18 protein-coding genes and 3 pseudogenes are annotated in these 16,245 nt (G+C 34.3%); 17 read left to right on the top strand and 4 right to left on the bottom strand.

Features of this window, described 5'->3' with window-relative positions; genetic code table 11:
* Positions 1-80: 80 nt before the first annotated feature.
* A pseudogene (locus tag AC0IXC_RS20280) lies at positions 81-2,501 on the top strand (YhgE/Pip family protein); the annotation flags it as partial.
* 38 nt (positions 2,502-2,539) lie between these two features.
* Here AC0IXC_RS20280 and AC0IXC_RS20275 read toward each other — a convergent pair.
* The gene (locus AC0IXC_RS20275; protein ID WP_471653200.1) at positions 2,540-3,262 is read right to left on the bottom strand and encodes a hypothetical protein; all 723 of its coding nucleotides are present in this window, start codon (positions 3,260-3,262) and stop codon (positions 2,540-2,542) included.
* 185 nt (positions 3,263-3,447) lie between these two features.
* Here AC0IXC_RS20275 and AC0IXC_RS20270 point away from each other — a divergent pair, with 185 nt between their 5' ends.
* From AC0IXC_RS20270 to yknW, 3 genes are read left to right on the top strand one after another with little or no spacing between them, the layout of a single operon-like run.
* Positions 3,448-3,648: a hypothetical protein gene (locus AC0IXC_RS20270; RefSeq protein WP_002030238.1), complete on the top strand. Its 201-nt coding sequence runs from the start codon at positions 3,448-3,450 to the stop codon at positions 3,646-3,648.
* 47 nt (positions 3,649-3,695) lie between these two features.
* Complete coding sequence (locus AC0IXC_RS20265) at positions 3,696-3,998, top strand: DUF2087 domain-containing protein (RefSeq protein ID WP_033708874.1); 303 nt, start codon at positions 3,696-3,698, stop codon at positions 3,996-3,998.
* Between the two features lie 24 nt (positions 3,999-4,022).
* Positions 4,023-4,700 (top strand): YknW family membrane protein, encoded by a 678-nt coding sequence (gene yknW, locus AC0IXC_RS20260; protein ID WP_033708872.1) that lies wholly within the window; start codon positions 4,023-4,025, stop codon positions 4,698-4,700.
* Positions 4,701-4,783: 83 nt separating this feature from the next.
* On the opposite strand, the gene AC0IXC_RS20255 is transcribed toward yknW, so the two are convergent.
* Positions 4,784-5,137 (bottom strand): PH domain-containing protein, encoded by a 354-nt coding sequence (locus AC0IXC_RS20255; RefSeq protein ID WP_471653199.1) that lies wholly within the window; start codon positions 5,135-5,137, stop codon positions 4,784-4,786.
* A gap of 149 nt (positions 5,138-5,286) precedes the next feature.
* On the opposite strand from AC0IXC_RS20255, the gene AC0IXC_RS20250 reads away from it, so the two are divergent.
* Together AC0IXC_RS20250 and AC0IXC_RS20245 are read left to right on the top strand one after the other, a co-directional pair.
* A complete protein-coding gene (locus AC0IXC_RS20250) occupies positions 5,287-5,796 on the top strand; it encodes a GNAT family N-acetyltransferase (protein WP_193652844.1) in 510 nt (169 codons plus the stop codon).
* Positions 5,797-6,020: 224 nt separating this feature from the next.
* Positions 6,021-7,034 (top strand): LacI family DNA-binding transcriptional regulator, encoded by a 1,014-nt coding sequence (locus AC0IXC_RS20245; protein WP_002087115.1) that lies wholly within the window; start codon positions 6,021-6,023, stop codon positions 7,032-7,034.
* A 39-nt stretch (positions 7,035-7,073) separates the two neighbouring features.
* On the opposite strand, the gene yhfH is transcribed toward AC0IXC_RS20245, so the two are convergent.
* A complete protein-coding gene (yhfH, locus tag AC0IXC_RS20240; RefSeq protein ID WP_000567010.1) occupies positions 7,074-7,202 on the bottom strand; it encodes a protein YhfH in 129 nt (42 codons plus the stop codon).
* A 203-nt stretch (positions 7,203-7,405) separates the two neighbouring features.
* Between yhfH and AC0IXC_RS20235 the strand changes: the two genes are divergently transcribed.
* From AC0IXC_RS20235 to AC0IXC_RS20185, 11 genes and pseudogenes are all read left to right on the top strand, one after another.
* Positions 7,406-8,140, top strand: a complete 735-nt coding sequence (locus AC0IXC_RS20235) for an MBL fold metallo-hydrolase (RefSeq protein WP_215590889.1) — start codon at positions 7,406-7,408, stop codon at positions 8,138-8,140.
* 9 nt (positions 8,141-8,149) lie between these two features.
* Positions 8,150-9,139, top strand: a complete 990-nt coding sequence (locus AC0IXC_RS20230) for a lipoate--protein ligase (protein WP_002030357.1) — start codon at positions 8,150-8,152, stop codon at positions 9,137-9,139.
* 146 nt (positions 9,140-9,285) lie between these two features.
* On the top strand, positions 9,286-9,711 hold the full coding sequence (locus AC0IXC_RS20225; RefSeq protein ID WP_149190227.1) for a hypothetical protein: 426 nt from the start codon (positions 9,286-9,288) through the stop codon (positions 9,709-9,711).
* Between the two features lie 177 nt (positions 9,712-9,888).
* Positions 9,889-11,421, top strand: a complete 1,533-nt coding sequence (locus AC0IXC_RS20220) for a fatty acid--CoA ligase family protein (RefSeq protein ID WP_061688990.1) — start codon at positions 9,889-9,891, stop codon at positions 11,419-11,421.
* Positions 11,422-11,606: 185 nt separating this feature from the next.
* Entirely contained in the window at positions 11,607-11,858 is a 252-nt protein-coding gene (locus AC0IXC_RS20215; RefSeq protein ID WP_471653198.1) for a hypothetical protein, read from the top strand.
* A gap of 89 nt (positions 11,859-11,947) precedes the next feature.
* Positions 11,948-12,970, top strand: a complete 1,023-nt coding sequence (locus AC0IXC_RS20210; RefSeq protein WP_471653197.1) for an S-layer homology domain-containing protein — start codon at positions 11,948-11,950, stop codon at positions 12,968-12,970.
* Between the two features lie 233 nt (positions 12,971-13,203).
* Positions 13,204-13,389, top strand: a pseudogene (locus AC0IXC_RS20205) (sulfate transporter subunit); the annotation flags it as partial.
* A pseudogene (locus tag AC0IXC_RS20200) lies at positions 13,376-14,005 on the top strand (hypothetical protein); the annotation flags it as partial. The pseudogenes AC0IXC_RS20205 and AC0IXC_RS20200, both read left to right, overlap by 14 nt.
* A gap of 257 nt (positions 14,006-14,262) precedes the next feature.
* Positions 14,263-14,700: a WapI family immunity protein gene (locus AC0IXC_RS20195; RefSeq protein WP_471653196.1), complete on the top strand. Its 438-nt coding sequence runs from the start codon at positions 14,263-14,265 to the stop codon at positions 14,698-14,700.
* Between the two features lie 160 nt (positions 14,701-14,860).
* Entirely contained in the window at positions 14,861-15,709 is an 849-nt protein-coding gene (locus AC0IXC_RS20190; protein WP_002030343.1) for a hypothetical protein, read from the top strand.
* A 7-nt stretch (positions 15,710-15,716) separates the two neighbouring features.
* On the top strand, positions 15,717-15,896 hold the full coding sequence (locus AC0IXC_RS20185) for a hypothetical protein (protein ID WP_471653195.1): 180 nt from the start codon (positions 15,717-15,719) through the stop codon (positions 15,894-15,896).
* Between the two features lie 168 nt (positions 15,897-16,064).
* On the opposite strand, the gene AC0IXC_RS20180 is transcribed toward AC0IXC_RS20185, so the two are convergent.
* A complete protein-coding gene (locus AC0IXC_RS20180; RefSeq protein ID WP_471653194.1) occupies positions 16,065-16,238 on the bottom strand; it encodes a TetR family transcriptional regulator in 174 nt (57 codons plus the stop codon).
* Positions 16,239-16,245: the final 7 nt, after the last annotated feature.

Below are 16,245 nucleotides of genomic sequence, written 5' to 3'. Positions count from 1 at the left end.
GGGTTGCGAGAACACTTTGAAGCACTAACTTGTGTAAATTTGATTGAATTGTATAGATTTAGTTAAGTTTATCGTATCGGCTCGTTGATAACTTAAAAGATAATACAAGTTTCAAATGGGAATTTGTAAGTGAAAAAGAAGCGAAAGAGGGAATGGAAGGCAGAAAGTATTACATGTTAGTACGTATTCCAGATGACTTCTCAAGTAACGCTACAACGTTATTAAAAGACGATCCGAAACCATTAAACTTAGAATACATTCCAAACGAAAGCTTGAACTTCTTATCTTCACAAATTGGCGGAACAGCCATTGAAAAAATTAAAGGTGAAGTATCAAGTACGTTAACGAAAACATATGCAGAGGAAATGTTTGATTCCATTAAAGACGTCTCAAAAGGATTAGCAGATGGAGCGGACGGAGCGAATAAGTTACATGATGGAGCTAGTGAGTTGCATGATGGATCAAGTAAAGTGACGGATGGACTCCATACACTTCAAGGGAAATCTGGAGAGATGAAAGATGGAGTTGGGAAATTAGCAGATGGATCTAATAAATTACAAGATGGATCCGAGAAAGTAACAGCAGGTTTAAATACATTAAATAGCAAAACGGGTGAGATGCAGATAGGTATAGGGAAATTACAAGATGGATCCGAGAAAGTAACAGCAGGCTTAAATACGTTAAATAGTAAAACAGGTGAGATGCAGACAGGTATAGGGAAATTACAAGATGGATCTCAGAAAGTAACGGCAGGTTTGAATACATTAGTAAGTAAAACAGGTGAATTAAAAACAGGAACGAATGAATTATCAACTGGCATGGAAAAACTTGCCGAAGGACAAAGTAAATTAGAGGGAGTTTCTCAAAACATTGAAAAGGGTTTGCAAGAGTTAAATAGTACAGTGAAAAATTCTGTTGCAGGCTTAGAGGAAATGCAGTCGAAAGTTCCTACTATATTAAATACGGTAAATCAGAAAATAGATGGTGCTGGAGAAAATATAAGTCAGTTAAATGAAGTCGCTCAATCAACAGCAGGGGATGCAAAAACTGCAGCGCAAGATGTTGCAAATTTACAAAAACAAATCGAGAGTTTACCAAAAGAATATCAAGAGCAGTTACAACCATATATAACAAATGCGGCAAAAAGTACAGCGACGGTTCAGCAGAAAGCTGCCGGAGTAGCAGGTGGAACAAATAAATTAAATGAAGAAGTAAAACAATTAAAAGGCGAAATACATCAAACAACAAGTGATGCGCAAAACAAATTACCGAATACAGCGGGATTGAAATCTTTAACGGATGGTATTGAGAAATTAGCCAGTGGACAAAAAGGATTTGTTGAAAATTTCCAAGGATTTGGTAAGAATTTAAATGCAGCAAAAGAAGGCGCAAATAAATTTAAAAACGAATCCGGTCAATTAATTGATGTGATAAATCAATTAGCAGATGGCTCGGGTCAAGTAACAGGTGGCTTAGACACATTATCTGCAGGAGCAAATCAAATGTCAGGCGGAATAAATCAATTGGCAGATGGCTCAAACCAAGTAACAGGCGGTTTAGGCACATTATCTGTAGGAGCAAGTCAAATGACAGGCGGAATAACGCAATTAGCAGATGGCTCAAGTCAAGTAACAACTGGCTTAGGTACTCTAAATGGTGGCCTAAATAAAATGTCCACTGGCTCAACCCAGCTAATCGACGGAGTAAATAAACTAACAGACGGATCCGGAAAAGTAACAGATGGCCTCGTAAAAGTAAATGATGGTTCAGGTGAACTTGCTGAGAAACTTGGCGAAGGGGCAGAGAAAACTGGTGAAGTGAAAGGAACGGATAAAACGTATGATATGTTTGCAAGCCCTGTAAAAGTGAAGACGGAGAAAATGGCGGAAGTTCCAAACTACGGAACAGGATTCACACCGTATTTCTTATCACTCGGTTTATTCGTTGGGGCATTACTATTATCTATCGTATACCCATTACGCGATACAGTCGGCGTTCCGAAATCAGGATTCAGCTGGTTTATTAGTAAGTTTGGTGTTTTACTATCAGTCGGTATTATTCAAGCAATAGTAGCAGATGTCATATTACTATTCTGGTTAGGTGTAGAAGTACAAAGTATTCCATACTTTATACTCTTTAGTATTGTTACGAGCTTAGCGTTTATTTCATTAATTCAATGTTTAGTAACAGCATTCGGTGATGCAGGGCGTTTCATCGCAATCATCACATTAATTATTCAGCTTACAACAAGTGCTGGAACATTCCCGCTAGAGTTGATTCCGAAGTATTTACAACCATTTAATGCTTGGTTACCGATGACATATTCTGTATCAGGATTGAAAGCAGTCGTATCAAGCGGAGACTTTAACTTCATGTGGCAAAATATTGGGATACTCATGATCTTTATCGTTGTATTATCACTTGGAACAATTGCTTCATTAACGTGGATGCACAAACGACAATTTAAAAATATTGCTGAAAATCAATCGATTGAAGCGTAAATAAGAAATATAAAAAAGGCACCGAAATGGTGCCTTTTTTATTGGTCTTGTTTTATTGGATGAGAAATTTTATTTGTTTTTCTATTTTTACGGAACAAGTATATACCAATACTTATAAGGATAATAGTAGCTACAATCCAAACAAATGGACCATATCTTTCAGCAAAAGTATATAGTTTCATGTTGCTGGAAATGTCCTCTTTTGTTTTTCCTATTAGAATTTCAGAGCCACTATAACCTTCAAGTGTATCTCCGTTTTTTATACCAAAAATAAGAGTGTCTGATTTGTTTTCTATTCCTGTGTATCGGTATCCTTTACCTTTAATTGTTAATTGAGTATCATCTTTTTTTAGTGTGTAGTCTTCGGCGGAAATATCTTTTCCTGACAGTGTAATTGGTTCCATTGAGAAGCGGATTTCTTTTAATGTAGGAAGAGCCTCATTGTTTAGTAAGAGCTGCTTTGCAATATGCTGCTCGGTATCAATGTTTTTCCAATTTGCCTTTCGTCGTTTATATGTATTAATTTCAAGAAGTGCAAATTCTTTATTTTGAAGTTTTTCCTCTGTAATAGGTTGTGTAGTAGTTAATGTTCCTTTTAATAAAATCACACCGTCTTTTGCAGATTGAAATGAAGAGACTTCCTTCGTTTCTTTTAATGTATGGATAGCACCTCTATAATCTTCTTTTCCTAAAAGAACAGCTCCTGTATGTACAGTTAAAATAAGATATAGGATGCTTAATACTATAATAGCTTTTTTCACTATGTACCCTCCAAAGTATGTATAAATGGATTATAACATAATTTACCATATGAAATTGTTAATTTGAATAATAAGTTACAAATATAAGGGTGATAAATAAATTAAAAAAGTGTGGATGAGAGGAGTAAAAGTGAAAAGGAATTACAACAATTTGCAGAGAAACATAGAATAGAGGAGTTGATACGATGAAAGGAAATCTTACTTATTATTTTATCTTAAATCCGCTAATCATCTTTCTTGTTTACGCCCTTTCACCTATCTTGTTTCATAAAGAAAAATATATAAATATGAAAGATGCACTAGGAATACTTTTATTCTACTATGTGCTAATTAGCGGGTATTACCTTATGGATGTTATAAGTAAAAGAATGAAGAAGAATAGTTAAGACAAACGATAAATTTTATTGCATAAAAACCGATGGAGGACAACAAAATGACTGAAAGTGAAATGAAATTCAGGGATACGACGATTCGTAACTTTTTCGATAAAGAGGACCGCCTAAAATCGATTCCAGGTCAAAAGAAGAAAAAACTAGTATTGTTAGAGCATTTGATTAGCAAATTTAACGCTGAAAATCAGTATACGGAAAAAGAAATTAATACATTCATAAAACAATATCATGATGATTTTTGTACGATTAGACGAGAGTTTATCGTGCACGGATTTATGGATCGAGAGGATAATATGTACCATATAAATGGGAGAGAAGTATGGACGAAGTGGGAGGAGTTATAAATGTAATGAGGAAGGGGGATTCTCTTGCAAGTTAGTAGTCTTATGCATGAAGAACTTTCGGAAAAACCATCGATTTTTGGGATATTCACTTCGCCAACACTGCAATTCAAAAGGATGAAGAATCAAAGAAATATATTCTTTCCACTAGTCCTTTTAATTGTGCTTATTATAATTTCAAGTGCCTTAATGTCTTGGAATTCTTTAAATAATCCTGCACTCAGTATGTTTCATGATAAAACGGGATTTACTGTTCCGAAATACATAACTTTCTTTACTACATTTGGATTTTCAGCAGTCAGTGGAATCGTAGCTATACTTTTTGCACCTATATTCTATAAGAACATTATGATTTTCTTTGGAGTTGATATTAACTATAAAGAAACATTCCCGATAATCATTTATGCTTCGTTTGTATTAAGATTAGGGATGATTTTAAACGGATTAATTGCATTTTCTCTAAGTGGGTATGAGATATCTTATACAGGTTTAGGTGCAATAGCGACAGATAATATGATCTTGCATACAATCGCTCAAAGAATAGATATATTTAATATTTGGTATTACGTTTTATTAGGAATAGGTTTAAGAACGATAACGAATTTAAATAAAAACAAACTTATCCCTCTTATTATTGTACTTTTCGTTTTCACTAGTTTATTAGCGAGCATGGCTGGGTTTATGCAGGAAATAGCTAAACCGTAAGGATAGGTGGGAGTCGGGCTGCCCGTAAAAGCCCGATTGGTGAGGGCTAATAATCAGTGGGGGATGAATAAAATCCCCACTGATTATGAATCCGTGCTAGTTTTGCATTTTCTATGTAGTAAGTCTATGAACTCTTCAATATTTGAACTTGTAATGTATCCCACCGTTATATATTCATCTTCATAATAAAATATTATTTTTTTGTCAAAAATTCTTCTCTTCGTTTCTATAGATACAATTTTTTTATACTCAAATTCGGCAATTAATGTATTTTTATATTGGCTAAAAAAGAGAAGTCTTCTATTAGTAGCAAGTAGCATGCCTGGATATGGGACTTTATGCGTATTTATATAGTCAGTAAGTGAACATTTTAAAGTAGATAAAATCTTTTCTTCTTTATGTAGTAGTTGTTTTGCGGCTGTTAAAATTGGATCCATTGTATACATTCCTTTTATATAGATGTAAGGATATTGTGTCAAAAGTGAAAAGATTCTCAATATGTAATGTTGCATATTGAGCGTTTTAGAGATTCTTAGTTTGATAGTTCCAATATTATTTTTAAAAGAAAAAGGTACGAGGTGATTCGGTGATACGATTAGCAAAAGAGGTTGATGCGGAATCAATTATGGATATTAGAAAAGAAATTATATTATCAGAAACTACTACAAAGTTTTTTATATCATCTCCAAATGAATTACCAAATGATATTGATGCAGAAAGAGAAAAGATACAGACAAGTAGTGAAAAAGGCAACCTTTATATAGTTTACGAGGTAGATAGTAAGGTGGTTGGCTTTCTGGTTTTCAAACGATATGAACTAGAACGGTTACGACATGCAGGCACAATGGGAATGGGGATTAGGGAGGCGTATTGTAATCAGGGCATTGGTACGAAGCTAATTGAATTTCTTATTAGCTGGGCTAAAGGGCAGAAAGGTTTAGAGAAAATTTGCTTAGGTGTAGTTTCTATTAATGATAGGGCAATTAAAGTGTATAAACGAACTGGCTTTGTAGAAGAAGGAAGGCAAAGAAAGCAAATTAAATATGAAGATGGATCATATGGAGACGACGTATTGATGGGTTTTTATATTGAATAGAATTCTTATTAATTAAGAAGGTGTATATACGTTATGGTATGTAAATCTTTTTTCATATGCATATTGTGAAATTCTAAAAGTAGTGTGTAATTCCCTGCCATTAACAGACTTTTCCCTATGTATAATATTAATATAGTAAAATCATAAGAACCTATATTGCAGTTTCCAATAATATACTATATAATCAGGATAAGAAAACGTTTTCATGCAAAGGGGGAAATTTCGTGTCGACTATCGAGGACGTGGCGAAATTAGCGGGGTTATCAAGGACAACGGTTTCTAGGGTGATCAATAATCATCCATATGTTTCAGATGAGAAGAAGAAAAGGGTTCAATTAGCAATGAAGCATTTAGGCTTCGTTCCTAATTCTGCGGCGAGAAGGCTTCGTAAACAAAAAACAGAAACAATTGCGGTGCTTGTTCCAAGGATTACAAATCCTTTTTTTAGTAGATTTATTGAAGCAATCGAGATTGCTGCTTCTGAACATAAATATAAACTGATTATTTGTCAAACAAGATATTTACCGGAAAAAGAGATGGAGTATTTACAATTATTATCTACGAAACAAGTAGATGGGATTATTCTATGTTCACTAGAAAATCCGTGGGAGAATGTGGAGCCATACTTGCAACACGGTCCAATCGTGTTATGTAATGAATATATTGAGGAAGCAAATGTTCCAACAGTGAAGTTCGATCATGCACAGGGTGCATACATAGCTGCCAATCACGTATTAGAACAAGGATATCGTAATCTGATTTTTTGCCGTGGCAACGAAACGAAAGTAGTGAGCCAACAGCGGAAAATGGGCTTTTTACGCGCTATTACTGAAAAGAGTAGAGAAGTGGAAGCAATCGATTTTCTTGAAAACGCTTTCTCTTGGGATGATGGAAAACGAATATTCAATGAAGTATTAAAGGACAAAAAAAATCCTACCGCGATTTTGGCAGGAGGCGACGAGGTTGCAGCTGGAATTATCTCAGAGGCGAAACGCCATGGTTGGAGTATTCCAGAAGATCTCGCTGTGATCGGTTTTGATAATCAAATTTTGGCGCAGATTACAGAGCCAGGTATTACGACAATTGAACAACCAATCGACGAGATGGCCCGAAAAGTTGTCGACTTAATGATGGATAAAATCCATACGAAAAATTATCGACAAAAAGAATTGTATGAGTTTGAACTGGAGCTCTTGGTGAAAGGTTCAACGATGAAGGATACGATGTTATTAGCCTAGTAGACTATGTCTGCTAGGTTTTTTTATGTTTACAAACTACTATTCTTCGTGAACGCAATCGTCACATTTGTTATGGTATGCTTCGTGCTGCTCATCAATTTCCTTCCCGCAATGAGCACAAGTTTTCGTCGGTAAATTTCGGAAAAACTCCATTGGTTGATCGATCATGTCAATCCCTCCATTTCCATTTCTTACTATCATTGTATTAGTACAAAAAACAAAAGTCAACAACTGTTTTATAACAAAAGTGAAAATTAATGAAAAAGTTTAGGAAATGGATTATAGTTAACAATGTAGGATGTAAGTAAAAAACTTTCTCAAGTACGGAAAAAAACGGCATTCCTACGCGGTTTTAGAAAGGATGGATACATATGAAGATGACTGTTGTCGGCTTTTGGGGCGGCTTTCCAGAAGCGGGAGAAGCAACGTCGGGGTATTTGTTTGAACACGATGGTTTTCGTTTACTTGTAGACTGTGGCAGTGGTGTACTAGCACAGCTTCAAAAATATATAACACCATCTCATATAGATGCAGTTGTACTGTCGCACTATCATCATGATCATGTTGCAGACATTGGGGTGCTGCAATATGCAAGATTAATTACGAGTGTGACAAAAGGACAACTACCGGAGTTACCAATATACGGTCATTCGTTTGATGAGAATGGATTCCATTCTTTAACGCATGAACCGCATACGAAAGGAATCGCGTACAATCCAGAAGAAACACTTCAAATTGGACCGTTTTCGATTTCATTCTTAAAAACTGTTCATCCTGTTACATGTTTTGCGATGCGCATTACAGCTGGTAGTGACGCTGTAGTATATAGCGCAGATTCCAGTTATATTCCTGAATTTATTCCATTCACAAAAGATGCTGATCTTTTCATTTGTGAGTGTAATATGTATGCACATCAAGAGGCTGCAAAAGCAGGGCATATGAATAGTACAGAAGTAGCAAGTATTGCGAAAGATGCGCATGTAAAAGAACTTTTATTAACGCACTTACCGCATACAGGCAACCCATCTGATTTAGTAACAGAAGCAAAACAAATTTTCAGTGGCCATATTACGCTAGCGCATAGTGGCTACGTATGGAATTCATGAGGTGATACGATGTTATTTATTGATAATAAAGGGATTACAGATCCTAGAATAAACTTAGCGATTGAAGAATATTGTGTGAAGAATTTAGATATTAACGAAACATATTTACTGTTCTACATTAACAAACCTTCGATTATCATTGGTAAAAACCAAAACACAGTAGAAGAAATTAATGCAGATTACGTAAAAGAACAAGGAATTCATGTCGTTCGTCGTCTATCAGGCGGAGGCGCAGTATATCATGATTTAGGAAACTTAAACTTCAGCTTTATTACGAAAGATGATGGAGATAGTTTCAGCAACTTTAAAAAGTTCACAGAGCCTGTAACGAAAGCGCTTGGTAAATTAGGCGTAAATGCAGAACTAAGTGGTCGTAACGATATTTTAGCTGAAGGTAGAAAAATTTCAGGTAACGCGCAGTTCTCAACGAAAGGTCGTATGTTCAGTCATGGCACGTTACTATTTGACTCTGAAATCGATCACGTTGTATCGGCACTTAAAGTGAAAATGGATAAGATTCAATCAAAAGGCATTAAATCAATCCGTAGCCGCGTTGCGAATATTACAGAGTTCTTAAACGAAAAAATGACGACAGAAGAGTTTAGACAACTTCTTCTAGAAACAATTTTCGAAGGAGAAACAGAAATTCCAACGTATGAATTAACAGAAAATGATTGGAAAGAAATCCATAAACTTTCTGAAGAGCGCTACCAAAATTGGGATTGGAACTACGGAAAATCTCCGAAGTTCAACTTACAACATTCACACCGCTTCCCAGTTGGACAAGTTGACGTTCGTCTTGAAGTGAAAAAAGGGACAGTAACAGAATGTAAAATTTACGGTGACTTCTTCGGCTCACTAGATGTGCATGACATTGAAGAGCGTCTAACAGGTGTACAATTTGATAAAGATGCATTCACTGTAGCTTTAGAAGGCGTAGATATCGTACGCTATTTCGGTAATATTACAACAGAAGATTTCTTGCATTTATTCTTCTAAAAGAAGAAGCCATCCCAAAATACCTTTTGGGATGGCTTTTTTTATTATGAATTCATTTACCGTTAAAAGCGTCCCTAAAAACATCTACTAGCAGGACATTCTTTTATTATAAAGGAAGTATATATAATTAAAGGAGGATGATCGAAATGAAAAGGATAATACACTTTATATTATTGATCAGCTTCGTTATAGGGATGACAGCTTGTAACGATGAAACTTCCTCTAGTCGTACACTTTTATTTATTGGAAAGCCAGCGAAGGATAATGTCATATATTATACGCATACAAATAACAAACAAAAAATAAATGATATACAAACTATGTTTCAAAATAAGAAATGGAAAAGAAATGAAACGTTTAGTACCGTTGGTAAAACGCCAGATTTCGTCTTGTCGATAGATGAGGACAATAAAGGATTGCCGACATTATATGTTACAGTCTACTTGCACGAAAATGGAGCGGACGCTCTCAATTTGTATGGAGAGTATACGGCTTTAAATAAAGAGGAAGTTGAAAAACTTAGAGAGAAGATGAGTGCATATTATCCTACAATGATTTTAGCTATGGTTTAACTATATGTTTGTACCTGTTTTTTTTACATATAATTCTCGTATCTTACTAAAGTATTCTGGAAGAAAGTGGTTTATGTATATTCGATTAATAGAATATCACTTGCTACTTTAATTTTCTTTTAATATAATTAATTTAGAATTTTTAAATATTCTAAATTTTATAAAGGTGGGGTTTGTGTGAATCTCGTTCAATCTTTGGCTGAAACGGCAAAAAAGAAGGGGGATAAACCGGCGTACATATTTATGGATCAGTCGGTCTCTTATGACCAATTAAACAAAGTGGTCACTAGGTTTTCTAGTAATTTAGCAAAAATGGGCGTTGGAAAAGGGGACAATGTCGCATTAGCTGTAGGCAATTCACCACATTTTTTAGTAGGTTTATACGGAACGATGAAAGCCGGAGCAACTGTCATTCCGATTAATCCAATTTATACAGCAGACGAAATACATTACATATTACAAAATGGAGATGTAAAAACAATCATTGTACTCGACGTCCTTCTACCTGTTATACAATCTCTTACAACAAGACTTCCTTCACTTGAAAATATCATCATATGCGAAACCTCATCAGATTTTACTCATACAGAAACGGAAAAAATGAAAACGTTTACTAGTTTTATAGGAACTGGAGATATAACTTACGAAGGTCCTGAACTAGATGAAGAAGATGTAGCTGTTATTTTATACACTTCAGGTACAACTGGAAAGCCAAAAGGCGCTATGTTAACACATAAAAACCTATATAGTAATGCAAGCGATGTTGCGTCATATTTACAATATACTGCGGATGATCGCGTCGTTGCGGCATTGCCGATGTTCCATGTGTTCTGTTTAACAGTTGCGGTAAATGCGCCGATTGTGAACGGGGCAACGATTTTAATGGTACCGAGGTTTAGTCCGAAAGAAGTATTCCGTATTTGTCGTACGTATGAACCAACGATTTTTGCAGGTGTGCCGACGATGTACAATTACTTATATTTATTTGAAGAAGCAAGCGCAGAAGATGTAAAGACGCTTCGTCTCTGTATTTCAGGTGGTGCGTCAATGCCTGTTGCCCTTCTGCAAAACTTTGAAAAACGTTTTGATGTGATTGTTTCAGAAGGATACGGCTTATCAGAAGCATCACCAGTTACTTGTTTTAATCCGTTAGATCGTCCTCGTAAACCAGGTTCGATTGGTACAAATATTTGGCATGTAGAAAATAAAATTGTGAATGAACTTGGGGAAGAAGTACCTGTCGGTGCAGTTGGGGAGCTAATTGTTCGCGGACCTAACGTTATGAAGGGTTACTATAATGCGCCAGAAGATACAGCTGCGACACTTAAAGACGGCTGGCTATATACAGGTGACTTAGCGAAAATGGATGAAGAAGGTTACTTCTATATCGTCGATCGCAAAAAAGATATCGTCCTAGTTGGTGGTTATAACGTATACCCTCGTGAAGTAGAAGAAGTATTATATACTCACGAATCTGTGGCTGAAGTTGTCGTAATTGGTGTACCGGATGAAAACTTAGGAGAAGCAGTGCGAGCTTACGTCGTTCTGAAGCAAACGAACGTAACAGAAGAGGAGCTTACGCATTACTGCACGCTGCATTTAGCGAAATACAAAGTGCCAAAGAGCATTGAGTTTTTAACAGAATTGCCGAAGAATACAACTGGTAAGTTGTTACGAAGAGCTTTGAGAGAGAAGGCATTGCAAGTATAAAAATAAAGATATCCATCACTATGACTACATGTATAGAGATGGATATCTTTTTGTCCCAAAAAAGCTGGATTAGTTTGGATGGACAAAATTCCTACTCATTAAAGTTTCACGTTATTTTTTAGAATTGGTTAAGCTATAAGCCCATATATTTAAAACGTAATATTGCTAATAAGGAGGAGATATACGTGGATCAGAAGGAATTACGCTTACGGAAAGTACAATATCTTATTTGTGACATTATGGATGAAATGAATATGGAGAATGAAAAGAAGAACTTAGAAACATTGCAAAAGGTAATTGATCACCTTTCAGGGGCGATAGGTGATTTAGTTGATCCATCAAGCTCGTATTCTATTGATTATTTGGAAAGAAAAGTTCACACGGCGCATTATTTACTTTTTAAAAATGAGCGGAAGGCGTACTTATGTAGGAAATAGTATTATTAATTTTATTTGACATTGATAATCATTATCAATATGATAGTTATGTTGGGTATATTCATATAAAAGGAGATGTCGTATTGATAATGATTAAGAAAAAATATGTTAATGCGTTCGTTATAGCAGCAACTTTAGCAGTTCCACTAAGTGGTTTCAATGCGCCAATTGCAAAAGCAGATGTGATTGAAATGAAGGCAGCTAGTAAACTTGCAGATGGCACATATGACGTTATTTTAAAAACGTATAAAGATCAAACGAATGAAACATCTGTTGCTTCTACATATTTAAAAAATGCAAAAGTAACAATTCAAGGTGACAAAAAAATCGTTACGTTAACAATTCAAGATAATAGCTATTTCCAGTATCTTAAAGTAGAAGATACTAATAAAGTAGGGACATTCCATGATGTGAAAGTGATCTCTGAAGATAAAACAAATAATGGCACGAAAGTTGTTCAATTTGAAATCGATGAGTTCTCGAAAAAATATAATATGCAAATGCATATATTAATTCCAGCAATTAAATATGATCATAAATATCAAGTGCAGTTTGAAATCGATGCGAGTGCAATTGAAAACAAATCTAAGTTCTCAGATGTACCGACTTGGGCACAAGAGTCAGTTCAATATTTAGTAGACAAAGAGGCAGTACACGGTAAGCCAGCTGGTACATTTGCACCAGCTGAAAATATCGATCGTGGTTCAGCAGCAAAAATATTAGCTACTGTTTTAGGGTTAGAAATTAATAAAGATGCGAAGCCATCATTCCGCGATGCTCAAAATCATTGGGCTACACCTTACATCGCAGCAGTTGAAAAAGCTGGCATTGTAAAAGGTGATGAGAAGGGTAACTTTAATCCGAGTGGGCTAATTAACCGTGCATCAATGGCTTCTATGCTTGTGAATGCATATAAATTAGAAAGAAATGAAAATATTAAACTACCAAAAGAATTTGCTGATTTAAAAGATCATTGGGGTACGAAGTATGCGAACATTTTAATCCAAGAAAATATTTCAGTTGGAACAGATAATGGATGGGCTCCAGATAAATCGGTAAGCCGCGCAGAAGCAGCTCAATTTATTGCGAAGACAGATAAGTTAAAGAAATAAATCGAAACTAAAATCAGTGGGATTCCATTCCCGCTGATTTTTAGCTTGTATGAAGTTTCTTATATAATAATTCTAAATTCCAAGTTGACACATGTGAATTACGGAATTAAAATGGAAAGAAATCAAACAGAATACAATAGAAGCTCATCAGAGAAACTGAAGGCGCACAACGTTCACTTTTGTGAATAGATTGTGTGCCTTTTTCTATTGTACAAACTAAGGGGGCTTTATATATGAAACAGTGGAATAAGACAGCATTAATGAAAAGTACAGGTGTTTTATTATCAGCATTTGTCCTTTTGTCAGGGTGTGGTTCGGCAACATCCACTAACAATTCTGAAGGAAGTGCAGATAAGAAGACAGTCGAACTTTTAAATGTTTCATATGATCCAACGCGTGAGTTATATCAAGATTTCAATTTACTTAGGAAATGGAATAAAATATTTTCAAGTTGATGAAGAAGAACATTTATTGGTTGGGTATAGTGAAGAAGGTATATTTACTTCTGTAGAGGAATTGTTTATTTCAGATGAAGAGTTTGATTCGATAGATTGGGAAAATATATATGATATTAATAAATTTGAAAAGAGCGGATTAGCTATTTTTTCTAAGAATGGCGATTTAATTACTAATGAATTTAATAATTCAATAAAGAGATCTGTCTGTGATTGTACAGCAATACATATACAGAAGACAGGTGATATTTTAATGTCTTACTATAACGAGCAAGGAACGTATTCATTCACACAGATTAATAAAGAACGATGCGAACAAGTTATTCTGTATGAAACAACATTGAATCATACATCACTATATTTAAAAGTACAAAATAATATTATCTTTGGTGTAGATAACAATCAAATACATGCATATTCACTTGTAAATAAAAAATTAGCAACTCTGTTAACAGTAGATAGCGATGGAAATCCTATTCAATTTGAGTATATTTTTTCAAGGGATCAAACAATATATGCTGTTAAAGGGAAACGAATATTTTGTTGGGAGCAATATGGGATTTTAGAAGAGGGAGAATAAATAGAGAAGTGGTTGATAGAGAGAGAGAAAAGCTGATGTAGATTTTTCTCTCTTTTGTACACATTAATTTTTGTTGGCTATAAAAACATAAGGATAAACGCTATACTATCATTATAATTCTAAAGCAAAAAAAGGTCAGACACCTTCATTACCAATAAGAGATTAGATGAACTTATAAATATAAATTTTCCACAATTATACTTTAGATTAGTTATTTATTAGCCAAGCTGTTATACGTATTATAGGGGGGATAAATAATGGAATGTTTTCATATAGGCGAGCAGGATGATAATTTCATCAAGATTGTTATAACTGACTTTGCAAATGAAGGAGATAGTTATTTTGGTGGAGCTTATTTCAAAGGAGAATGTGAACTAGGTTGTTCTGGTTTTAAAGTGAAAACGACATCATTTTATTTTGACAATAATGATATATATCACTTTTACAAAGACCTTCAAAAAATATATACCTTGGGATCCGGAACAGTACATTTTAAATCAGAATCAAATGAGTTATCTTTAACTTGTCACTTGGATATTGATACATCTTTCAAAATTTCAGTTAGTTTTAAAGAGCTTGAAGGAGATAGCACGCTAAGTTGTTATATATATGAATTCCATGAATATATACTTAGTATTAAAAGTCAGCTTTCTTCATTTTTAAATACTTTTAAATTCAATGGAAATGAGTCTTGAAGGTTTTTCTGCCGCACCAATCTGGGAGTGGGATTAGGATTAGGAGAATGGAAGGGTAGTATTTAAAATAATAATTGAGAGCAAGCGTCAAACTTATTAAAAGTATAGAAGTTTGACGCTTATTTTTATGTTTAGAATCAATGAGAGGATTTTCATCTATATGAAAGATATCGCATGTAAAGAGTTAGTAAGTTTTAAGGATATTGTTGAAGCTTATCAGTTAAAAAAAGTGAGTTTGGATTATAAACAAAATGTGATTTTACTAGTACAAGATAATACTGATCAACCTTGTATTATTTATTTGGATAAAAATAATGTGAATATAAGTAAATTCAATTTAAACGTAGATATCGATGTTGAATCTGTGCGATGTATGCAACGAATTGGAGAGAGATGGTTACTTATATTTAATTATGAAGATGATAATGCGGTTATTTACAATTCGGACGGAAGTGAACATTGTAAGTTTTATGCCGGAGAAGGGATTCAAGATTGTCAGGTTGATGTGAATGAAGATATATGGGTTAGTTATTGTGATGAAGGGGTTTTCGGAGAGTGCCGAATTGGAGTAAATGGTATAGTTGCTTTTGATTCTACAGGTAAATTGATTTTTAATAATTATGATCAATATGTAGAAAGGTTTAATGTACCTCCTATAGATGATTGTTATGCAATGAACGTTATAGATGGAGACGTTTGGCTCTATTATTATTCAGAATTTCCTTTAGTTCAAATGAAAGATAAAAATTTTCATATGTTGTGGAATGAAATAAATTTAATTAGGGAAATATGGTCGGAAAGTTTTGCGGTCGCTCAAGATAAAGTAGTATTCATTACTCAAGATAAAAAGTTGGTTGTTTATGATTTAAACAATAATCATGTGTATGATAGTAATCCTTGTAATGAACTAGGTGAGAAAATTCAATTTGTTACTTATTATAGCCGCGGATCTGTTATGTATTTTCAGACGGATGATACGCTGTATTATGTTGAGTTACTTAATACATGAGGGGATAATGGAACGGATACAAGATGAAGATGATGACCCATCATATGAGATTTGTCTATGTTGCGGTTTTCAATTTGGTTATGATGATTGTGATCAAGGCTATACATTTATTGAGTATAGAAAAGAATGGTTGGAAAAAGGTGCAATTTGGTTTGGTAGTGAAAAAAAACAGCTAGATGGTCATTAGAAAAACAACTAAGAAACATCGGTTAATTTCATGAAATAAAGGGTTAAATAGAGAATCAATTGAAATTACGCTTATATGTAAAAGAGTTTGAAGTAATTCAAGCTCTTTTTTATCATTGAAATAGCCTCTTATTATTAATCAAAATATTTCACTATCTGTGATGTTAAATCAAAATAAAGAAGTTGTCGCAACATATTCAATATCATTATCAATTTCGTCTAATACGTAAGATTCTAAAATGCCCATTACAGCCGTTCCTAAAAACTTTAAAACGATGTGTTTATCAATGTTTTTATTGTGAAGATTGATGTGCTTAATATTTACGTTAAACGTGCATAACAAGATATAA

It is taken from the genome of Bacillus sp. AC266 (genome assembly GCF_979253805.1).
The sequence above is the reverse complement of the archived record's forward strand: the minus strand, read 5'-3'. Positions and strand labels throughout refer to the sequence as shown.